Genomic DNA, 21,008 nt, shown 5'->3' with positions numbered 1-21,008 from the left:
GTTTCCTCCCACCCACGTTGCCTCCACCCTGCCCCCGAGGCATGTATCACGGGCACCCGCCGCCCCACTCCCGATGCCCCGCCCGCTTCCGCTGATACTCTGCGCGATCGCCCTCGTCGCCGCGTGCCGACCGAGCACCCGCGAGAGCACCGCCACCGTCGACACCGGCCCGCGCCGCCTGCCCACCGGCGCGCGGCTCGACCCCGCCGGCACCGTCGTCGACGTCGGCCCCATGCCGCTCGGCATGGTCCCCACACCGGAAGGCGACCGCGTCGTCCTCCTGCTCGGCGGCTGGCGGCAGCAGGGCGTGCAGGTCGTCGACCGCGCGACCGGCGCCGTCGTGCAGACGCTCGACCAGCCGGCGGCGTTCGTCGGCGTCGCGTTCAGTCCCGACGGCGGCACGCTGTACGCCTCCGGCGGCAACGGCGACGTCGTCTACCGCTACCGGTGGGCCGATCGAAGCGCGACGCTCGTCGACAGCCTCGTGCTCGCGACGAAGGCGCCGCGCGCGAACGGCACGCGCTACCCCGCCGGCGTCGCCGTCTCGCCCGACGGCCGCACGCTGTACGTGGCCGAGAACCTCGCCGACTCGCTCGCCGTGGTGGACGTCGCGAGCGGGCGCGTCACGCAGCGTCTCGCCACCGAGCGCTATCCGTACGCGGTCGCCGCGGCGCCCGACGGTACGGTCTACGTCTCGGCGTGGGGCGGCAACACGGTGAGCGTGTTCACGCCCGACGCGGGCGGGCTCCGCGACGCCGGCCGCCTGGCGGTGGCGCGCCACCCCTCGGCGCTGCTCCTCAATGCGCGCGGCACGCGGCTGTTCGTCGCCTCCGGCAGCACCGACCGCGTGGCCGTCGTCGACACGCGTGCGCGGCGCGTCGTCGCCACGCTGCAGGACCCGCCCCCGTCGGGCCCCGGCGAGGGGAGCACGCCTAACGCGCTCGCGCTCGCGCCTGACGGGGCGCGGCTCTACGTCGCCGAGGCCGACGCGAACGCCGTCGCGGTGTTCGACCTCGCCGCGGCCACGGCCGACGTGCCTAACGCCACCGGCGCCGATCGCCTCGCCGGGCGCATCCCGACCGGCTGGTACCCGTGCGCCGTGCTCGCCTCGCGCGAGGCGCTCCTCGTCGCCAGCGGCAAGGGGCGTGGCACCGCGCCGAACCCCGACGGCCCGCAGCCGATCCTCTCCCGCGAGCACCAGGGCTCTCCGGCCAACACCACGCTCCGGCAGATCGGCGGCACCGTGCAGATCGTGCCGTTAGGCGACGCGGCGGAGCTCGCGCGCCTCACCGCCCGCGTCGTCGCCGCGAACGGATGGGACGAGTCCCGAGTCCCGAGTGCCGAGTCCCGGCGCTCCTACCCGCGCATCGAGCACGTCGTCTACGTCGTGAAGGAGAACCGCACGTACGACCAGGTCCTCGGGGATCTGACCCAGGCCGACGGTGACACGTCGCTGCTCTACTTCCCGCGTTCCGTGTCGCCGAACCACCACGCGCTCGCCGAGCGCTTCGGCATCTACGACCGGTTCTTCGTGAACGCCGAGGTGAGCCCCGATGGGCACAACTGGTCCATGGCCGCGTACGCGACCGACTATCTCGAGAAGACCGTCCCGTCGAACTACTCCGGCCGCGGCCGCACGTACGACTACGAGGGGACCAACCGCAACCGCGTCCCCGACGACGACGCCGCCGAGCCGGCGAGCGGCTACCTGTGGAACCTGGCCGAGAAGAAGGGGATCGCGTTCCGCAACTACGGCGAGTTCGTCGTCCCCGACGACGCCGACCGCGCCGGCCCGATGCCGAGCGGCTACAAGGGGAACAAGCCGTTCCTCGCCCGCCACACCCACGCCACGTTCCCCGGCTTCGATCTCACGATCCCCGACCAGCGCCGCGCGGACCTGTGGATCGCCGAGCTGCAGGAGTTCGTGCGCCAGGGGCAGATGCCCGCGCTCGAGATCGTGCGCCTGCCTAACGATCACACCGCCGGCGCCCGCCGCGGCAGCCCCACGCCGGCCGCCTACATGGCCGACAACGACCTCGCGCTCGGCCGCATGATCGAGGCGTTGTCGCGCACGCCGTTCTGGCGCAGCACCGTGGTGTTCGTGCTCGAGGACGACGCGCAGAACGGCCCCGACCACGTCGACTCGCACCGCTCGCCGCTGCTCATCGTCTCGCCGTGGGCGCGCCCCGGCGTGCACCACCGCTGGGCGAACACGACCGACGTCCTGCGCACCATCGAGGAGATCCTCGGCCTCGCGTCGATGTCGCAGTTCGACCACTATGGGCGGCCGCTGCGCGACGTGTGGACCGACAAGCCGGACCTGCGCCCCTACACCGTGCTCACGCCGTCCGTGCCGCTCACCGAGCGCAACACCGCGATGGGCCCCGACGCCCGCGCGAGCGCGCACCTCGCGCTCGACTTCGAGGACCAGGCCGACGAGGACACGTTCAACCGCATCCTCTGGCGCGCGGCCAAGGGACAGGATGTCCCCTACCCCGGCGCGCGGCGATTGACGGGGCTCGAGCTGAAGCGCGGCGGATACTGACTCTTCTGGACAGGATGAACAGGACGGACAGGATGAGAACCACCAACGAAGCAGTTGTTGTCGGTTCTCATCCTGACCGTCCTGTTCATCCTGTCGAAACGAACGGCACCCAGCTCCTGTTCCTCCTGTCATGATGCTGTCGAAGCGAACGTTAGGCACCCCCGGCCTCGAGGTCTCCGCGCTCGGCCTCGGCTGCATGGGCATGAGCCAGTCGTACGGGCCCGCCGACGAGAAGGAATCGATCGCCACGATCCACCGGGCCATCGACCTCGGCGTCGACTTCTTCGACACCGCGGAGGTCTACGGCCCGTTCGCGAACGAGGAGCTCCTCGGCCGCGCGATCGCGGGCAAGCGCGACCGCGTCGTCATCGCCACGAAGTTCGGCTGGAAGATCGGCCCCGGCACCGGCTCCGCGCTCGACATGAAGCCCGTGGGGCTCGACAGCCGCCCCGCGCACATCCGCGAGGCGGTCGAGGGCTCGCTGCAGCGGCTCCGCACCGACCACATCGACCTGCTCTACCAGCACCGCGTCGATCCCGAGGTGCCGATCGAGGACGTCGTCGGCACCATGGCCGACCTCGTGCGCGAGGGGAAGGCGCGCTTCCTCGGCCTGTCCGAGGCCGGCGCCGCGACCATCCGACGCGCGCACGCCGTGCACCCCATCAGCGCGCTGCAGAGCGAGTACTCGCTGTGGGAGCGCAACCTCGAGCCCGAGATCCTCCCGGTGCTTCGCGACCTCGGCATCGGCCTCGTGCCGTTCGCGCCGCTCGGCCGCGGCTTCCTCACCGGCGCCGTTAGGCGCGCCGAGGAGTACCCCGAGGACGACTTCCGGCGCGGCGACCCGCGCTACCAGGGCGCGAACTTCGACGCGAACGTCCGTGCCGCCGCCGCGGTGCGCGAGGTCGCCGCGGGCCTCGGCGTCACCCCCGCGCAGGTCGCGCTCGCGTGGCTGCTCCACAAGGGCGACGACATCGTCCCCATCCCCGGCACCAAGCACCGCGCGCGCCTCGAGGAGAACGTCGGCGCGGCGGACGTGTCGCTGACCGGCGGCGACATGGCGGCGCTCGACGCCGCGCTCGCGCCGAAGCGCATCGCCGGCCCGCGCTACAACGAGCGGCAGATGGCGTTCGTCGACCGTTAGGCGGTGCGATGACCGGCGCCAGCCCGGAGGTCGAGCTGCTGCTCCGCTGCGCGCGGACGCGCGTCGACCCACCGGGCGCCCGGCACGTCCGGCGGCTGGCCCGCGCCGGGATCGATTGGGCGGCGCTCGACGCGCTCGCGCGCCGGCACAAGGTCACGCCGCTCGTATGCCGCAGCCTGCGATCCGTCTGCCGGTCGTGCGTGCCGCGCGACGTGCTGCGGTCGCTCGCCGCCCGCACGCGCGCCGTCGCGCGCGCGAACGAGACCGCGGCCGCGACGCTCCTCGAGATCGCCGGCGCGCTGCGGGCGGATGGGATCCGGATGATCGCGTACAAGGGGCCGACGCTGGCGGCCGTCGCGTACGGCGACGTCGGCGTGCGCGAGTTCAACGACCTCGACCTGCTCGTGCGCGAGGCCGACTATCTCGCGGCGAAGCGCGCGCTGCTCGCGCTCGGCTTTCGCTCGCGGCTGCGGCTGGAGAACGAGCACTCGTTCGTGCGGCCACCGGGCCCCGGCGTCGATCTTCACCGCCGCTTCACGCACGAGAGCTTCCGGCTCCCGCTCGACGCCGACGAGCTGCTCCCACACGTCCGCCCACTCGCCATCGCCGACGGCCGCGTCGACACGCTCGCACCGGAGCAGCTGCTGCCGATCGTCTGCGTGCATGCCACCGCTCACTGCTGGTCCCAGCTCCGATGGACGTGCGACGTCGCGGAGCTCGTCGGCCGCGAATCACTCGCGTGGGACGCGATGCTGCGGTGGGCCGCGGCGCTCGGCGCGTCGCGCATCGTCCACGTCGGACTGCGGCTCGCGATCGAGCTCCTGGACGCGTCCGTTCCGGCATCGATCGCGTCGCTCATCGAGCGGGACGCGGCGGCGCGGCGGCTGGCCGGCGACGTGCGCGCCCGGCTCGTCGCCGACGCCGCGGCACCAGTCGGTGCCGCAGCGCGGCGCATCCTGCTGGACTCGCGCGAGCGGATCCGCGATCGGGCGTGGTACAGCCTCGCGCTCGTGCGCGCCGGGCTGGACGTCGACGGGCCGCGGCGGCCGTGGGTCTTCGCCGGCGTCGCCACCGCGTACCGCCTGCTTCGGCCGCTTCGTCCCCTCTGGCGATTGGCACGGCGTCGCGTGATGCCGCCGCCCCGTTAGGCATCACGTCGCCGCGCCGGCCTCCCGCATGACTGTCGGCGTCGACGCGTCGAAGAGCTCCGTGTAGTACGTGCGCGCCTGTTCGATCAGTGAGTCCGGAAGATCGCCGCGCCACATCGCCACGATGCGCCCGTCGCGAACCCCGACGGCCGTCGGCGTCACGTCGGTCACCAGGTCGAACACGTGCGGCTTCATGTGCAGCACCGGGAACGCGACGTGGTGCTCGGCGACGAACTGCGCGACGTCCGCGGCGGTCCCCGGGATAATGCCGATCACGCGGCTGGATCCGTCGCGTGCATGTTCGATGTTGAGGAACGGCACCCACGTCGCGCAGTGCGCGCACCGCGGACGGACGAACGCGATCAGGTAGTCGCCGTGCTCCAGCGCGACCGGCGCCTCCGGGGCCCACCGGCGCCGCCAGCGCTTCCCCACGCGCAGCGGCGCCGTGTCGACGATGGGCCGACGGTCACGGATCCAGCCCGTCAGCCCCGATGCGAGACCGATGGTGGCGGCGATTCCCACGGCCCACAGCGGCGTGGACGCGGTCGCGGGAAGACGCCGCCATGCGGAGCCCAGTAGCAGCAGGTAGCCTGCATTCAGCCCGATGCTGACCCACGTCGGCACGAACGCGCTGCCGTAGCAGCCGCAGCTCTCCGTGCGTCCTTCGCGCGCACCGCGCAGCGACAGCGCGGTCGCGCCGACGAGTAACAGCGCCGCCGCCGGGATCGTCACTCGTGGGACGACACCGAGCAGCAGCGCCGCGCCGAGCGCGCACTCGACGCCGATCACGAGCGCGGTGACGAGCCGCGTCCGGTGGCACGGCACGGCGAAGTGCGACACCACCAGCTTCGCGGCCTGACGCGTGTCGAGCGCCTTGATCAGCCCCGTGTACGCGAGCACCGCGCCGACGATGTAGAGCTCCGGCATGTCGCCTCCGGTCGCGTCAGACGCAGTCGCAGCCGATGAAGTTTCCGGCCGAGTCGAACGTCCGCTTGCACGTGCCGGTGCAGGTGTTGATGTCGCAGCCGCGCAGCAGATCCGTGCAGGCCCCGGTGACCACGCCCGTCGAGTCGGCCGCCGCCGGCGTCGGCGCGACGATCGACTTCACCGCGGGCAGGATGCCGCCCAGCAGCAGCGCCGCGCGCCCCATCTTCATCGTCGCGCGGCGGCGCGAGATCGGGTCGACGACCTGCCTAACGATCGGCGTGCGCACGGCGCGCTCCATGAGCTGCGCGCGCTCCAGCTCCGCGATCGCCAGCCACACCAGCGCGCGCAGCTCCGTCACGCCGTCCTCGCGCTCCAGCTCGCGCCCCAGCTCGGCCGCGATCGCGTCCACCGTGCTCGATCCCGTGCAGTGCTCCCACACGAACGTCGTCACCGCGTTGAGGCTGTGCACCGCGTCGGTGCGCAGGTCGTACACCACGCATCCGGCGTCGACGTGTTCGACGTGCAGCTCCTGCGTTCGCGCGAGCGGTATCATGGCGTCCTCCCGTCTGATGGTCACCCGACCTCCAGCAAGCGAACGATCGCCTCGGCCGCGTCCACTGCTTCGCCGCGCACGCCGATGATGCCCCGGGCCCCCGCAGCGGCGCGGGCGAGCACCGCGAGCGAGTGGCCGGGCCTCGCCTGGGCCGCGACCGTGTGCGCGATCATCGTCAGCACCACATCGACGCTCGCGAGCGGTCGTACGTCCCACCGTGCGCCGGGCTCGTGGTGGACGTCGACCAGCAGAGCCGTCCGTCGGGGCTCGCTCCCTACGACCGCGCCTAACGCCTCGGGATCCCGCAGCGCTCCGACACGCTCGCCATCGGCCCGGACCGACAGCGGCTGCGGGAACGGATGCACGAGCCCGCGCTCGTCGACCGCCGCGTACTCGTCGGAGTAGTACGTGGCGCCACACCGGAGCAGCGCGGCGACCAGCCGCGTCTTCCCACTGAAGCTGCGCCCCACCGCGACGACCACGCGGTCGCCCCACCCGACGACCCCCGCGTGCACGAACGCCCAGCGTCCGGCGGCGAGCGCCATCCGCAGCCGCACGTGCGACCGGAACGCGTGCAGCACGTCCGGCGGCGCCGAATCGGCGAGCAGGATCTCGCCGTCGCACGCCAGTGTGAACCGGCGCTCCGCGCACGCACGCGTGATGGCGTAGCGAGCGGCGGGTTCGTCGCCGATCACCGGGACGGATCCGGGCAGCAGATGCTGCCGCAGCTGAGCGAACTCCGTCGGCGCGTCGAGGTCGATCGCGTAGCGGAAGCCGAAACCCTCGAACGCGAGCCGTGCGCCCGGTGCGTCCATGTGGCCCCCCGCAGAGCCTTGCCCGGAGCTCGCGGTTGCCGCGCACCGCGGCGGGAGCTCGGACAGGTGCGACGATGACGGCGCCTGCTGCAGGGATTCGGACGCAATGCTCCGGCATTCGTGCCCGTTTGTCAATGCTGCCGCGCCCGTGCCTTGCCGCCCCTCCCACTCCCGCCGATGTTGCTGAGCGGCCGGCGCCGGCCGTCCATCCGCTGGGTTTCCCGTCTCGCGATGCCGGCCGACTACGTGATCGACGCGGACCGACGCACCGTCTTCAGCCGCGGCTGGGGACGCGTCACGAACGACGAGCTGCTCGGCAACCAGGACGTCCTCCGCGCCGACCCCGCGTTCGACCCCGGCTTCCGGCAGCTCTACGACTTCACCCGCGTCACCGAGATCGCCGTCACGCGCGACATCTTCCCTACGCTGCGCGCGCGCGACCCGTTCGCTCCCGGCACGCGCCAGGCGATCGTCGTCGGCAGCCAGGCCGCGTTCGGCCTCGGACGCATGTACGAGCTCCTGAACGACCTCGCCGAGGAGGAGTTCCGGGTCTTCCTCGATCTCGACGAGGCGAGGGAGTGGCTCGGGGTTCCGGGCTGACGGGTGCAACCGCGCCGGGTGCAACCGCGCCGGGCACGGCGGTGGCGGTACTGCGCTGACGGTGAAGCGCGATGAAGCGCAAACGACGCTCGCATGGCTGAACGGCGCCGTACCGCGCAGTCGAGCGACGTTGGCGTCACGAGCGCTTCATCGCGCCGTATCGTCCGCGCCGTACCGCCCGCGCCGCGCGCGGCGCGGTTGGATCGAGCGCCTAACACCTCAGTACCCCGCGCGGATCGCGTACCTCCACGTGACGGTGCGCGCTCCCTCGCCGCCGTCCGCGAGCGCCGCGCGCGCCTCCGCCTCGAAGTCGGCGATCGGATCGCGACCGTGCGCGCGCACGTACCGCACCGTCGCCGACCAGCTCCGCATGTAGCCCGCGAGCTGCGCGAGCGTCCATCGCGCCACGAGGTTGAACGCCGGCGCCGCGACCTCGTCGAACGGGAACGCGATCGTGCGGTACCCCTCCTCGATCAGTCGGCGCTCGGGCGGCCAGTACGGACCGAGCCGCCCGTACATGTGCTCTTGCAGCAGCGCGTCGAGCGCGGGGTCGTCGACGTGCGGCGACATGTACGACCACACGGCGAGCGCGCCGCCCGGCGCGCGCACGCGGCGCACCTCGCGATAGAACGCGTCGAGGTCGAACCAGTGCAGCGCCTGCGCGACCGTGACGAGATCCACCGAGGCCGCGGCGATCCCGCTCGCCTCCGCCGTCGCCACGCGATACGTCACGCGCTCGTGCGATGCGGCGTGCGCGAGCTGCGCGTCGCTCGCGTCGGTCGCGATCACGCGCGCGAAGTGCTCGGCCAGCGCGCGCGCGGCCTGTCCGCTCCCCGTCGCGCAGTCCCACGCGACGTCGCGCCGCGGCGCGAGCCCCACGACCCACTGGATGAGCGCCTCCGGCTGCGACGGCCGGAACTCCGCGTAGGTGCTCGCCACGCCGGAGAAGTGATCGCTGAACGTGACGTCCGATCCGCTCACCGACATTCACTCCATGAGGTGGCTCACTGGAACAACCGGAAGTGGCCGAGCAGCCACCAGAGCAGGATGAAGATGAGGATCGTGCTGAAGCAGCCGCCGCCGAGCTTCTTCGCACCGTAGCCCGCGGCGAGCCCGCGTAGGAGCTTGCTCATGATCGTTAGGCCCCCGCCCGTTGAGTGGAGATCGTCTGTGCTGCCGGGGGTCGCACGTCACGCGCCAGTCGCCGCGGCGCGGACGAGCTCGACTACTCAGGCGGCTCAGCCACTGCTGGCACCGTACTTGAGTAACTGTCGGGGACGTAGCGAGCGTCCGTGTCCCCGGGTGAAGCAGCAGATGTCCGAGAAGCAGCTCTTGGCCGCGTTGTGCGTCGTATCGCTGGCCGTCGTGCCGGAGCTCGGGCGCGCGCAGTGTACCGCGGTGCCGCGCACCTCCACAGACTCCGCGATCGCGCGACCGTTCACGCACGGTCCCGACTCGGCGAGCGTCGCCACGGCCCGCCCGCGACGCGTCGCGACCTCGCGTGGCGACGCGAAGCTCGAGGCGTATCGTCTCGCCGCGCGCGATCCGCGGCTGCGCATCGCGAAGGACCAACCGGGTCCGCTGCGCATCGTGAAGGAGCGGTGCGGCGAGGTCACCGTCGTCGCCCCGGGACTCATGATCACGCCCGGCTTCGGCGAGCTGGTGCTCCCCACGCCCACCATCCCGGCGCCCGCGCTGCTCGCCGCGCCGTCGGTCGGACGCGGCGGTCTGTTCGGCGGCCTGCTCATCGGCGCCGTCGCGGCGGCGGTCCTGGGCAACGGCACGCAGGGCAGTGGCATCGAGGGCGGCACGATCGGCACGACGACGCCGACGACGCCGACGACACCTGGCACCCCCGAGATCCCGAGCCCGCCCGGGACTCCGGGCACGCCAGGCACGCCCGAGACGCCCGGTACGCCGGAGACACCCGGCACGCCCGGGACACCCGGCACGCCAGGAACCCCCGGCACTCCTGGCACTCCTGGCACTCCTGGCACTCCTGGCACTCCTGGCACTCCTGGCACTCCTGGCACTCCTGGCACTCCTGGCACTCCTGGCACTCCCGGCACTCCCGGGACGCCGGAAACTCCAGGCACCCCTGGCACTCCGGGCACTCCTGGCGTCCCTGGCACGCCGGGGATCCCAGGAACGCCGATCACGCCGGGCATCCCCGGCACGCCGGGCATCCCGGGGACACCAGGCATCCCGGGGACGCCAGGCATTCCAGGCATTCCGGGCACCCCGGGCACCCCGGGCACCCCGGGCACCCCGGGCACGCCAGGGACTCCGGGCACACCGGGGACACCCGGGACACCCGGGACACCCGGGACACCCGGGACACCGGGCACCCCAGAAGTGCCCGAGACGCCGATCACGCCGACCAGCGCCGTCCCCGAGCCCGCGTCGCTCGCACTCCTCGCCGGCGGCCTGCTCGTCCTCGGCGCCGTCCGCCGCCGCCGCGCCTAACGGGCGGTACGTCGAGGGGCGGCGCTCCGGAGTCGATCTCGACCTCGGAGCGCCGCCCCTGCGCGGTCAGCCGTTGGGCAGCCGCTACTTTTCGGCCTTCTCGCCCTCGAACAACGTGCGGAACTCGCCGTAGCCCTCTTCCTCGAGCCGGCTCGCGGGGATGAAGCGCAGCGCCGCGGAGTTCATGCAGAACCGCAGCCCCGTCGGCCCCGGCCCGTCGTCGAACACGTGGCCGAGGTGCGAGTCGCCGTGCGCCGAGCGCACCTCGATCCGCGTCATGAAGTGCGAGCGGTCGGTGCGCGTGCTGATGTTCTCCGGCACCAGCGGCCGCGTGAAGCTCGGCCACCCCGTGCCCGAGTCGAACTTGTCGTGCGAGGAGAACAGCGGCTCCCCCGACACGAGATCCACGTAGATGCCCGGCTCGTGGTTGTTCCAGTACGCGTTGCTGAACGGCGGCTCCGTGCCGCACTGCTGCGTGACCTGATACTGGAGCGGCGACAGGCGCGCCTTCAGGTCGTCGTCGCTCGGCTTCGATCCGTTGTTCGTCGACATGGAATCGTGCTCCTACCTTGCTCGGCCGTCCGCGTTGTGATCTGACCCCGTCGGCACCGTGGTCGCCTCCAGGGACCCTACCTTTCCCGGAATGCCCCGCAGTGTCCTTCCGTTCCAAGCCTCGGGCCACGCGCGACGGCCGGCCGTGACCGGCGTCACTTGGGGTCCCAACATGACGGTTCCGTTAGGCGCCCGCGCCACGAACGAATCGCGCGGGCCCTCGTCGTCGAGAACCCGCGCGATCCGTCGAGCCCCGAGCGGCCCGCGTCTCAGGGATTGACCGGGAACGGCGCGTTGCGGATCACGTCCGCCGTGCTCCACCAGCCGCCGCCATGCCCCCCACGGCTCGGCGCGCGCGACGGGGCGCGCGACGGGGCGCGCGTCGGCGACGGCACCGGCGTCGTCAGCACGGGCTGCGGCGCGGACGTGGTCGGCGCAGGCGTCTCGACCGGAGCCGGCTCGGGCGCGGGCGCCGGAGCCTCCGCGACCTGCGAGGGCGCCTCGGCCACCGGCTGCGGCGCGGGCGTCGGCGACACCGCCGCGACGTGCCGGGCCGGAGCCGGCTTCGGGGTCGGCGCCTTCGCGCGCTCCGGCGCCCGGCGCACCGGCTTCGTCTGCGGCAGCTCGGCCTTCGGCGCCGCCGACTCGCCGAGCTCGATCGCCGACACCACCGCCGTCGCCTTGCCGCGCGGGGCGAGCTGGACGCTCGTCGTGCTCGCCTGATCCAGGTCGTGCTGGAGGTCGTCCGTCATCGGATTCTGCCGCCCGCAGGCGGCCAGCGTCGCGAGCGCGCTCAACGAGACGAGCGCCGCGGAGAGTCGGAGAGAAGACTTCACGGTGTCCTTCGGGGCTGAGCCGCTCGCGCGGCGGTGTGGGAAGTGATACCCGGTGGACGCCGGAAAGATCCGCATGTTTACGGGCCCGGCCGTGGGTCGCGCCGCCGGTCGCGGATGGGACCGCGGTTTGCCGGGACTCCACGGTTCCGACCCGTCCACCGCTCAGACACTCCGCCCCGTGTCCCACCCCGACGCCCCGCCCATCAAGACGTTCGGCACCCACGACGACACCACGCTCCGCCAGATCGCCGATGTCGCCAGCCGGGCCGATCGGGCCGCGCTCATGGCGGACGGGCACGTCGGTTATGTGATGCCGATCGGCGGCGTGGCGGCGTACCGCGAGCGGGTGTCCGTGGTCGGCGTCGGCGTGGACATCGGGTGCGGCAACGCCGCCATCCGCACCGACCGCACGCTCGCGGACCTCGGCGGCGACCCCGACGAGGTGCACGCGCACCTCGAGACCGTCGCCGACGCCATCGCCGCGTCGGTCGACTTCGGCATGGGCCGCCGGAATCGGGCCGAGGACGCGCCCATCGATCACCCGCTGTTCGACGACCCCGCGTGGGACGCCGTGCCCGCGAAGGAGCGCGGCGCGCTGAAGCACAAGGCGCGGCAGCAGCTCGGCACCGTCGGCGGTGGCAACCACTACGTGGATCTGTTCGCCGACGAGTCGGGGACGTTGTGGGTCGGCGTCCACTTCGGCAGCCGCGGCTTCGGCTACACCGTGGCGACGAGCTTCATCGCCATGGGCCAGGGAAAGAAATGGGGCGAGCGCGCTCCCGAGCGCGAGGTGCTGCTCGAGCTGAGGTCTCCGTTAGGCCACGACTACTGGCACCTCATGAACCTCGCGGGGCGCTACGCATACGCCGGTCGCGAGTGGGTCGCGCGCAAGGTCGTGCGACTGTTAGGCGCCGGCGAGGTGGAGCTCGTGCACAACCACCACAACTTCGGCTGGATGGAACGACACGACGGCGAGGACCTCGTCGTCATCCGCAAGGGCGCCACCCCGGCGTTCCCGGGCCAGAAGGGCTTCGTCGGCGGCTCCATGGGCGACGATGCCGTGATCGTGCAGGGGACGTTGGGCGCCGTCGGCGACGTCGCCGAGTCGCAGCGCGCGGCGCTCTACTCCACCGTGCACGGCGCCGGCCGCGTCATGTCGCGCACCGCCGCCGCGGGCAAGCGCGAGCGTCGCACCGGCCGCGTCATCACGCCCGGCCGCGTGTCGCCCGACGAGATGCACGCGTGGCTCCGCGCGAAGGGCGTCATCCTCCGCGGCGGTGGGCTCGACGAGAGCCCGCAGGTCTACCGCCGTCTTCCCGAGGTGCTCGCCGCGCAGGAGGGCACGATCGAGGTGCTGCACCGCCTCCGCCCGCTCGTCGTCGTCATGGCCGGGCCGGACGAGTTCGACCCATACAAGGACTGAATGAAACTGCTACGGCGCGGGCGGTACTGCGCTGCCGATACGGCGCGATGGGGCGCGAACGACGCTCACACCGCTGAACGGCGCAGTACGGCGCAGTACGGCGCAGTGAGACGCCGCGAGCGCAGCATCGCGCTTCATCGACCGCGCCGCATCGCCCGCGTCGTGCAACAACGCCCCTGAACCCGCCTAGCGACTCATGCCTGACACCTCTCTACTGGATCGCGTTGCCCTGGTGACCGGCGCCAGCTCTGGCATCGGCGAGGCGACCGCGCGCCGTCTCGCGCGGGCCGGTGCGCGCGTCGCGCTCGTGAGCCGCTCCGCCGACGAGTTGGAGACGGTCGCGAAGCGCATACGCGACGCCGGCGGCGAGGCCCGGGTCGCGCCCGCCGATGTCGCCGACGCCGACGCGGTGCGGCGCGCGATCGACGACACCGTGGCCGCGTGGGGACGGCTCGATGTCGTCGTCGCGAACGCGGGCGTGAACGGCGTGTGGGCGCCGATCGACGAGCTCGCGCCCGAGGAGTTCGAGTCCACGCTGCGCATCAACCTCCTCGGCACGTTCCTCACCATCAAGTACGCCGTGCCGCACCTCAAGCGCGCCGGCGGCGGCTCCGTCATCGTCACCGCGTCGATCAACGGCACGCGCGTCTTCAGCAACACCGGCGCGACGGCGTACTCGACATCGAAGGCCGGTCAGGTCGCTCTCGGGAAGATGCTCGCGCTCGAGCTGGCGAAGCACCGCATCCGCGTGAACGTCGTCTGCCCGGGCGGGATCACCACCGAGATCGAGGAGAGCACCGAGAAGCGCGACCTCGAATCGGCGCAGGAGCCGGTGGAGTTCCCGGCCGGGGAGATCCCGCTCACCGACGGTCGAAAGGGGTCGTCGGAGGACGTCGCGGAGCTCATGCTCTTCCTCGCGTCCGACGCGTCGCGACACATCACCGGCACCGAGGTGTTCATCGACGGGGCGCAGTCGCTGCTGCGCGGTTGAGCGGTGAGCCGCGACGTCTCCCGGGCCGTGTGCCCGTGGAACGTGCGCGGACGTTCGGTGGTTGAGTGGGTCTTGTGGCCTCCGGCCGGTCGATGAACGATACGGCCTCCCCACCGCCTCCCCCGTCATGTCCCGCCTCTCGCTCGGCCTGCTGGCCGGCCTCGTCTACGGGGCGCTCTCCGCCGCCTCGATGGTCCGCCTCCAGTTCCCCGACAAGCGGGCGGCCCTGCTCGGCGCGTTCCTCAACCGCCTCGCCATCGGCGTCGTCATCGGCGCCGTCGTCGGGGCGCCGCAGGTCGATGCACTGCGCCTCCCAGCCTGGGGAATCGGCCTCGCCGTCGGCGTGCTGCTGAGCGCGGCCGACGCGGTGATCACCAAGGCGTACGCGCCCATCCTCGTCCTCGGGGCGGTCGGGGGGGCGGCCATCGGCTGGCTGGTCGGCCGGCTTGGCCGCTGAGGACTCGTGCGACGCAAACTGCGGCGCGCGGCCGTGTCAGGCCGCGCCGGCGAACGACGCCCGCATCGCGCCGAGCAGGCGCTCGGGCGTGAACGGCTTCGCGAGCACGGGACCGAGATCGACCCCAGGCAGTCGCTGGCCGAAGCGCTCGACGACACTCTCGCACGCGCCGACGTGGCCCTCTACGCGGACCAGGCGATCGGCGCGACGTACATGACGCCCACGGCGGCGGCGTCCGCGGCGGTGGCGTCCGCGGCGCGTGCCGTGCGCCGGACGACTCGGCAGGTCGCCGATTGAGCGGCGGACCGTCAGCCAGACGCGCGGGCGTGGGCGAGCCGCCATGCCAAGCGTGCTAGGGACCTAGGAGGGGCTGTGACATACTGTGCCAGAGCCGGCCGCGTGGACGTACATCCAGGAGCTCGCGACGTGCATGCACGTGAAGAACGCGCCGAGCCCCGGCCGGCGAGATCCCGCTCACCGATGGCCGGAAGGGCTCCGCCGACGACGTCGCGGAGCTCATGCTGTTCCTCGCCGGCGACGCGTCGCGCCACGTCACCGGCACGGAAGTCTTCATCGACGGAGCGCAGTCGGTCCTCATCGCGTGAGTGCCTAACGACATGGATACCCGCCGCATCGGCTCGCTCGACGTCTCGATCGTCGGCGTCGGCTGCAACAACTTCGGCAACAAGGTCGACGAGGCGGGCACGCGCGCCGTCGTCGACGCCGCGCTCGACGCCGGCGTGACGTTCTTCGACACCGCGGACATCTACGCGAAGGGCGACAGCGAGACGTTCCTCGGCCGCGCGCTCCGCGGCCGTCGGGACCGCGCCGTGATCGCCACGAAGTTCGGCCACAAGAGCGCCGGCCCCCTCGCCGGCGGCCGCCCCGAGACCGTCCGCCGCGCCGCCGTGGCCAGCCTCCGCCGGCTCGGCGTCCTGCGCATCGACCTCTATCAGATGCACCAGCCCGACCCGTCGGTGCCGATCGACGAGACGCTCGGCGCGCTGCGCGAGCTCGTCGACGCCGGCGCCGTGCGCGAGATCGGCTGCTCCAACTTCTCGGCCGAGCAGCTCCGCGACGCCGAGCGCGCGGCGGCGCAGGCTGGAGTGCGCTTCGTGAGCGTGCAGAACGAGTACAGCCTGTTCCACCGCGAGCCCGAGCAGGAGGTGCTCGACGCCTGCGCCGAGCTCGGCGTGGCGTTCCTGCCGTACTATCCGCTCGCGAACGGCCTGCTGACGGGCAAGTACCGCCGCGGGCGCGACGTGCCGCAGGGCACGCGGCTGAGCGGCGGCCGCTACGCCGACCTGCTGAGCCCCCACAACCTCGACGTCGTCGAGCGGCTGATCGCGTTCGCCGAGTCGCGCGGCCACTCGCTCCTCGAGCTCGCGGTGTCGTGGCTGCTCACGCACCCGACCGTCGCATCCGTGATCGCCGGCGCCACGCGTCCCGAGCAGGTGCGCGCGAACGCGGCCGCCGCCGGCTGGCGGCTCAGCGACGACGAGCGGCGCGAGATCGAGGCCATCGTTTCATCGGCCTGACGGGCGCGATCTCGACGGTGTGTTACGTCCGCCACACATCGTCGTCCCTGCTGCGGAACGACGACAGTCGATTCGGACGGCGGACGGACCCGTAGGGGCGCATAGCACCCAACGGTTCGTCCGCCGCGTCATTCGACCCGGCGGCCGTCGATCGGGTATTGCGTTTTGGGTCGCGTTGCGACGTGTTTCCTGTGTCGCACGAGACCACGCGGCAGCCTCCCTCCCGCTGCCGTCCCGAACGTCCACGCACTTCTCTCCTTCCGCCGTGTCCGCGCCCGCGTCTTCCGTGCTGCCGCCGGTCACCCTGGCGGCGTGTGACGACGATCTCGCCGAACCGCCGAAGCGCGACGGCCGGCGCACGCACATCGTGGATCGGGCGCTCGATTACGTCGCGCTCGCCGACGAGGGCCTCTCGGCCGCGCGCATCGCGCGCAAGCGTCGGAAGAGCCAGGGGTACGTGAGCATCGCGCTGCGCCTCGGCCGCGCCATCGCCGGCATGGAGCCGAGCGAGATCGCCGCCCTCCGGTCGCCGCGCATCACGTGGAAGCTCGCGCAACGCATCGTGCGCGAGGATGCCGACGTCGTCGGCATCCGGCATCAGCTCCGCACCGCGCTCGGCGGGTTCTCGAGCCACAATCTGGACGGCCGGAAGAACCGGAAGGGCCGGCGCGACGGCACGGGCCGCGTCGCGCACGCGACGGGCGCCGGGCGCGCGATCGGCGTCGCCTGGGGGTGGGACGCGGCGTGGTTCGCGCGCGACCCGATCGGCTTCGCGGAGGCGCACCTGCGCTATCTCGCCGGGGTGCAGCGGAGCGTGCAGCAGCGCGCCGCGCGCTCGGCCGCTGCGCGCGACGCCGAGCGCGTACCCGTCGGCCAGGGGATCCGGTCGCTGCAGCGGTCGCTCGCCGCGTCGCAGCTGAAGCCGACCGTCTCGGTCACTGGGCCGTCCGAGCAGCACGCGCTCGCGGTGCTCGCGATCCTGGAGCGGAAGCTGGCCGAGGCGAGCCGCGAGGCGGCGACCCTGCTCGCGGCGCGACAGGAGAGCGCCTCGCCCGCGGTGGGCTCGGTCGCGGTGGCCGGCGCGTCGTCCCGTGTCGGGCGGCTCACCGTGTCGCGGCCGCGCCTGACGGTGAGCGCGTCGGCCAGCGCGCCCGTGGCTGCATCGTTCGCATCGCTCGCGTCGCTCGCCGACGACTCGGTCGCGGACGCGCTCGAGGCGGACCTGCGCGACTGACCGATCTCTGGATCGCGAATCGGTCTGGCTGCTCCGTCGGGAGGTTCGCGCCATGTCGGACGCCGGAATTCTGATTCGTCCAGCGACGGACGGGGACTGGCCGGCGATCTGGTCGATCTTCCACGCGGTCGTGTCGCGCGGCGACACGTACACCTACGCGCCCGACAGCTCGGAGGCGGACGCGCGTCGGCTGTGGATGGGCCCCGGCGTGTCGACGTTCGTCGCGGTGGACGGCGCCGACGTGGTCGGCACCTACGTCCTGAAGCCGAACCAGCCCGGCCTTGGCGCCCACGTAGCGAACGCCGGCTACATGGTGCGGCCGGGCGCGTTCGGCCGCGGGATCGGCTGGGCGATGGGCGTGCACTCGCTCGACGCGGCGCGATCGGCGGGCTTCCGCGCGATGCAGTTCAACGCCGTCGTGAGCACGAACGACCGCGCCGTCGCGCTCTGGCGCCGGCTCGGCTTCGTCGTGGTGGGCACCATTCCGGCGGGCTTCCGGCACGCGGTGCACGGATACGTGGACCTGTACGTGATGCACCGGTTTCTCTGAGCGCGCTCCGTCGGAACGCACCAGGTGCCGCTCGCTTTACCGGGTAAGCAGCACCGACCGGTTGGCGAGCCACGCAAGTGCCGGTGGCACAAGGCGATGCATCGTCGCGGCGCGGTCCGCGGCGCGTGTAACGCCTCCCACCCCTCGAGGCGCCCGGCGCCCTCGTGCCGTCGCGGTGCCGGCGGTTTTTCTTGCCGCGCACGAGGGCGCGCCAGCGACGCGCGGCCCAGGAGTGAATCACAGCGCGCACCGCGGCGTCCGGCCGTCAGACGCTCGTGGGCTGTCCAACGTTGGATGGCGGCGCCGGGCTCGCACGTGCGGTCGCAGTCGTGGGCCGCTCTCCGGCCAGGACGAAACACGCAGCAATGACTCGCCACGTCGGCGAGCGCTTCGTGGTGAGTCCTTCCCCCCAATCCGAGTGCGAGCCACCGCGCGCACGCCGTACGCTGGCGGACAGGCGCTGGCGGACACGCGCGGACGCCGCTGGCCCACGCGCCATGGACCCACGGCGATGCGCCATGGGGGGGGTCGCCCGGGCCAGCCGCTTCGCTTCGGCGCCCCGCACTTCCGCCACGCGACCGGTCACGATGGCGTCCGGACGGTGCCGCGGTGCGCGAGGCACCGGCGCGCCACCATTGAGCCTGGACCGTCCGGACCCGTCCGGACCGTCCCGAGATCGCGCTGGACGGCCGACCGAGCGCTGCGGGCCAGGCGCTCGACACCTTGCAAGCGGTCGTGGGCGGGCCCGACGTGGACCACCCGGCGACGCCGACCACCGGTCCTGGGACTGCATGCCCCTGGCAGTCGATCGCGCTCGTCCAACGTTGGACAACCGGCCCGGCGGACGATGAACGGGGGACCGGATTGCCTTCCTGCCGCGCCGCAGCATCATCGTGCGATCAATCCGGCGGTGCGACGCTCGAGCCGGTACCGTCCAACGTTGGACACCGTCACGGGACGCAGCGCCGGCGCATGCCGCCGCCGAGTGACGGTGCGATCCGGAGCGAGGGCGACCGCGCGGTACGGGTCGTTGCTGTGTGACGTTCGTGAGACGGTGTGTGGCATGCTTCGGAGCGGCCGGGCCAGATCGACGCGCGACGCCGAGACGGGCTTCCGAGCCGAGCGGAGGTTTCCGGCCGCGGCGACGCTTGGCAGCGCGTTCTGCACCTTTTTAGTTTCGAACTTCAGCGGCGTCGATCCCACCACGACCCGCAACACCGCCGACGACTCGGCCCCGTAATGTCGCAGATCAGAATATTGGCCGTCGCCGCCGGCCGCGGCGGTACCGGTAAGACCACCCTCGCGTTCGCCGTCGCCGACGCCCTCCGCCGACTCGACCCCGCCGCCGACGTCGCCCTCGTCGACCTCGACCCCCAGGCCGGCCTCACCGGCTACGCGAAGCTCCCGCCCGCCGCCGACCCGCTCAACGACCCACCCGTCGACACCCACGGCCTGCCGTTCTACCGCGGCGGCCGGACGCTCGCCCACGCCACCGACCAGCAGCTCGCCCGCCACCTGGAGCGCGCGCTCGACGGCCGGGACGACCGCGTCCTCGTCCTCGACATGGCCCCGGCGCTCACCGACGCCGCGCACCGCGTCGTCTTCGCCCGCCCGGACGTCATGCTCCTCGGCGCCATCAAGACCGACCCGGGCTCGTTCCAGTCGCTCAACGAGCTCGTCGCGTACGTGTCGCGCCGCGGGCTGCCGTACGTCCTCGTCCCGACGATCCACCGCAGCGTCCTCCTGAACAACACCATGCTCCTCACCATGCGCCAGCAGCACGAGGGGCACGTCTCCGACGTCGTCGTGCCGCTCGATGGGAAGGCGGCCGAGTGCGTGGTCGCCGGACAGCCGGTGACGATGTATGCCAAGCGGTCGAAGGCCGCGAAAGCGATCTTCGCGCTCGTCGAGGAGCTGTTCGGGAGCGCCGTTCCCGCCACCGCAGAGCGCTGACCATGGCCCTCCGACCGAACAAGGGCACCGCGCCGGCGACCGGGAAGGTGAAGCCGAGCCGAGCCGAGCTGCTGATGTCCGCGACCCAGGCGCTCGCGACGGAGCAGCTGCCCGACCCGCACACCATGGACGCGATCGAAGGCCCGGCGGCCGAGGACCCGACGGAGGCCGCTCCGGCGGCGGGCGCTCCGAGCCGGAGCCCGGCCGGCGAGACGACCACCGTGGAAGCGAATGTGGCGCCCGCAGCCGCCGATGTCGCCGGCAGCGAGCCGCCCGCGCCGAAGCGTGCCCGCGCACCGCGCGCCTCCGCGGACGAGGCGCCCGCCGCCCCCCCCACCTCGTCCGCGGCCTCTGCGGCCGCCGAGGCATCGCGCCTCGAGGTGCGCGAGATGCCGCTCGATGCGATCCACCCTTCGCCGTTCCAGCCAAAGGGCCGTCCGTCCGCCGCCGCCGTCACGAGCGTCCGCGAGGCGGTCGCGCGGGCCGGATCCCTCGACGCGCTCGTGAGTCCCGATGGCGCACCGCTCTTCATGCGCCTCACGGCCGAGGCGGCCCGGTTGGCCGAGCTCGCCTACGACGTGGCGGAGCACGGGCTCCGAGTGCCCGTCGAGGTCCGGCCGCTCGGTGACGGCAGGCTCGAGTGTCTGTCGGGACACCGGCGGCTCGCTGCCGCCCGGCTGGCGGGCCTGGACACCGTACCGGGCATCGATCGCGGACCGATGTCGAACGCGGCCGCGGCGGCCACGGTGCTGCGGGGGAACCTCCACCGCGAGAACTTCACGACCTGGCAGGAGGCGGCCCTCGTCACCGAGGTCCAGGAGCGGCGCCGGGCCGACGGGTACCGCGACAACGTGCGGACGCTCGGCGCGGTCATGGGCTGGAGCCACGGCAAGGTGAACATGCTGCTCCGCATCCGACGGTCGCTCTCTCCCGAGCTGCTGGCGCGCGCCGGGGGTGGCGACCCCGCGCCGGTGGAGGAGCGGCTCGCCCGGGCGGCCTACCGCGACCTGGAGCGGCTCGCGAGCGAGGCCGACGACGCGCGGCGCCTGACCGCGCTACGGCGCCTGCTCGGCCTCGACGACGCGCCGGCCGGCGCCGTGCACGACCGCCCGGTCTGCGTGCTGCGCCCGCGGCGCGGCGGCGGCTTCCTCATCGAGGTGAACGCTCCGGTCGAAACGCTGGCCGCCGGCGACGCCGAGCTGCTCCGGACCCACCTGGAGACGCAGCTCACCCGCGTCAACGCCAGGCTAGGGGCACTCGGGCGTCACTAACGGGCCAG

22 protein-coding genes are annotated in these 21,008 nt (G+C 72.8%); 15 read left to right on the top strand and 7 right to left on the bottom strand.

Annotated elements, in window-relative coordinates; genetic code table 11:
- The first annotated feature begins 73 nt into the window (after nucleotides 1-73).
- From J421_RS27725 to J421_RS27715, 3 genes are all read left to right on the top strand, one after another.
- Entirely contained in the window at nucleotides 74-2,545 is a 2,472-nt protein-coding gene (locus J421_RS27725) for a bifunctional YncE family protein/alkaline phosphatase family protein (protein ID WP_025414375.1), read from the top strand.
- A gap of 130 nt (nucleotides 2,546-2,675) precedes the next feature.
- A complete protein-coding gene (locus tag J421_RS27720) occupies nucleotides 2,676-3,686 on the top strand; it encodes an aldo/keto reductase (RefSeq protein ID WP_025414374.1) in 1,011 nt (336 codons plus the stop codon).
- 8 nt (nucleotides 3,687-3,694) lie between these two features.
- Complete coding sequence (locus tag J421_RS27715; RefSeq protein ID WP_025414373.1) at nucleotides 3,695-4,834, top strand: nucleotidyltransferase domain-containing protein; 1,140 nt, start codon at nucleotides 3,695-3,697, stop codon at nucleotides 4,832-4,834.
- A 3-nt stretch (nucleotides 4,835-4,837) separates the two neighbouring features.
- Here J421_RS27715 and J421_RS27710 read toward each other — a convergent pair whose 3' ends face one another.
- The 3 genes from J421_RS27710 to J421_RS33190 are packed head-to-tail and all read right to left on the bottom strand — an operon-like array spanning nucleotide 4,838 to nucleotide 7,129.
- Nucleotides 4,838-5,761: a MauE/DoxX family redox-associated membrane protein gene (locus J421_RS27710; RefSeq protein ID WP_025414372.1), complete on the bottom strand. Its 924-nt coding sequence runs from the start codon at nucleotides 5,759-5,761 to the stop codon at nucleotides 4,838-4,840.
- 16 nt (nucleotides 5,762-5,777) lie between these two features.
- A complete protein-coding gene (locus tag J421_RS33195) occupies nucleotides 5,778-6,314 on the bottom strand; it encodes a PqqD family protein (RefSeq protein ID WP_025414371.1) in 537 nt (178 codons plus the stop codon).
- A gap of 20 nt (nucleotides 6,315-6,334) precedes the next feature.
- Complete coding sequence (locus tag J421_RS33190) at nucleotides 6,335-7,129, bottom strand: hypothetical protein (RefSeq protein WP_025414370.1); 795 nt, start codon at nucleotides 7,127-7,129, stop codon at nucleotides 6,335-6,337.
- Between the two features lie 177 nt (nucleotides 7,130-7,306).
- On the opposite strand from J421_RS33190, the gene J421_RS27695 reads away from it, so the two are divergent.
- A complete protein-coding gene (locus J421_RS27695) occupies nucleotides 7,307-7,729 on the top strand; it encodes a hypothetical protein (protein WP_158508934.1) in 423 nt (140 codons plus the stop codon).
- A 219-nt stretch (nucleotides 7,730-7,948) separates the two neighbouring features.
- Here the strand turns inward: J421_RS27695 and J421_RS27690 are convergent, their stop codons facing one another.
- Complete coding sequence (locus J421_RS27690; protein ID WP_025414368.1) at nucleotides 7,949-8,710, bottom strand: class I SAM-dependent methyltransferase; 762 nt, start codon at nucleotides 8,708-8,710, stop codon at nucleotides 7,949-7,951.
- 23 nt (nucleotides 8,711-8,733) lie between these two features.
- A complete protein-coding gene (locus J421_RS34430) occupies nucleotides 8,734-8,862 on the bottom strand; it encodes a hypothetical protein (RefSeq protein ID WP_025414367.1) in 129 nt (42 codons plus the stop codon).
- Between the two features lie 1,222 nt (nucleotides 8,863-10,084).
- On the opposite strand from J421_RS34430, the gene J421_RS33760 reads away from it, so the two are divergent.
- On the top strand, nucleotides 10,085-10,195 hold the full coding sequence (locus J421_RS33760) for a PEP-CTERM sorting domain-containing protein (protein WP_201773175.1): 111 nt from the start codon (nucleotides 10,085-10,087) through the stop codon (nucleotides 10,193-10,195).
- Nucleotides 10,196-10,279: 84 nt separating this feature from the next.
- On the opposite strand, the gene msrB is transcribed toward J421_RS33760, so the two are convergent.
- Nucleotides 10,280-10,747 carry a peptide-methionine (R)-S-oxide reductase MsrB gene (msrB, locus tag J421_RS27680; protein WP_025414365.1) on the bottom strand — a complete coding sequence of 156 codons (468 nt, stop codon included), beginning with the start codon at nucleotides 10,745-10,747 and terminating at the stop codon, nucleotides 10,280-10,282.
- A 269-nt stretch (nucleotides 10,748-11,016) separates the two neighbouring features.
- Complete coding sequence (locus tag J421_RS32385; protein ID WP_148306581.1) at nucleotides 11,017-11,583, bottom strand: hypothetical protein; 567 nt, start codon at nucleotides 11,581-11,583, stop codon at nucleotides 11,017-11,019.
- Between the two features lie 178 nt (nucleotides 11,584-11,761).
- Here J421_RS32385 and J421_RS27670 point away from each other — a divergent pair, with 178 nt between their 5' ends.
- From J421_RS27670 to J421_RS27630, 10 genes are all read left to right on the top strand, one after another.
- Nucleotides 11,762-13,006 carry an RtcB family protein gene (locus J421_RS27670; protein ID WP_025414363.1) on the top strand — a complete coding sequence of 415 codons (1,245 nt, stop codon included), beginning with the start codon at nucleotides 11,762-11,764 and terminating at the stop codon, nucleotides 13,004-13,006.
- A gap of 196 nt (nucleotides 13,007-13,202) precedes the next feature.
- Nucleotides 13,203-13,997: an SDR family oxidoreductase gene (locus J421_RS27665; RefSeq protein WP_025414362.1), complete on the top strand. Its 795-nt coding sequence runs from the start codon at nucleotides 13,203-13,205 to the stop codon at nucleotides 13,995-13,997.
- 127 nt (nucleotides 13,998-14,124) lie between these two features.
- A complete protein-coding gene (locus tag J421_RS27660) occupies nucleotides 14,125-14,454 on the top strand; it encodes a hypothetical protein (RefSeq protein WP_025414361.1) in 330 nt (109 codons plus the stop codon).
- A 6-nt stretch (nucleotides 14,455-14,460) separates the two neighbouring features.
- Nucleotides 14,461-14,751, top strand: coding sequence for a hypothetical protein (locus J421_RS27655; protein ID WP_148306580.1), 291 nt, complete (start codon nucleotides 14,461-14,463; stop codon nucleotides 14,749-14,751).
- Nucleotides 14,752-14,972: 221 nt separating this feature from the next.
- Nucleotides 14,973-15,059: a hypothetical protein gene (locus J421_RS34855; protein ID WP_425485859.1), complete on the top strand. Its 87-nt coding sequence runs from the start codon at nucleotides 14,973-14,975 to the stop codon at nucleotides 15,057-15,059.
- Nucleotides 15,060-15,071: 12 nt separating this feature from the next.
- A complete protein-coding gene (locus J421_RS27650) occupies nucleotides 15,072-15,992 on the top strand; it encodes an aldo/keto reductase (RefSeq protein WP_025414359.1) in 921 nt (306 codons plus the stop codon).
- Between the two features lie 265 nt (nucleotides 15,993-16,257).
- Nucleotides 16,258-17,226, top strand: a complete 969-nt coding sequence (locus tag J421_RS27645; protein WP_025414358.1) for a hypothetical protein — start codon at nucleotides 16,258-16,260, stop codon at nucleotides 17,224-17,226.
- Nucleotides 17,227-17,278: 52 nt separating this feature from the next.
- Complete coding sequence (locus J421_RS27640; protein ID WP_025414357.1) at nucleotides 17,279-17,776, top strand: GNAT family N-acetyltransferase; 498 nt, start codon at nucleotides 17,279-17,281, stop codon at nucleotides 17,774-17,776.
- 1,239 nt (nucleotides 17,777-19,015) lie between these two features.
- Nucleotides 19,016-19,729 carry a ParA family protein gene (locus J421_RS27635; RefSeq protein ID WP_104023356.1) on the top strand — a complete coding sequence of 238 codons (714 nt, stop codon included), beginning with the start codon at nucleotides 19,016-19,018 and terminating at the stop codon, nucleotides 19,727-19,729.
- Nucleotides 19,730-19,731: 2 nt separating this feature from the next.
- Entirely contained in the window at nucleotides 19,732-21,000 is a 1,269-nt protein-coding gene (locus tag J421_RS27630) for a ParB/RepB/Spo0J family partition protein (RefSeq protein WP_025414355.1), read from the top strand.
- The last annotated feature ends 8 nt before the right edge of the window (nucleotides 21,001-21,008 follow it).

This window comes from Gemmatirosa kalamazoonensis (assembly GCF_000522985.1).
Classification (GTDB): Bacteria; Gemmatimonadota; Gemmatimonadetes; order Gemmatimonadales; family Gemmatimonadaceae; genus Gemmatirosa; species Gemmatirosa kalamazoonensis.
Note: the sequence above shows the minus strand (reverse complement) of the source record. Positions and strands in the feature narration are given on the sequence as shown.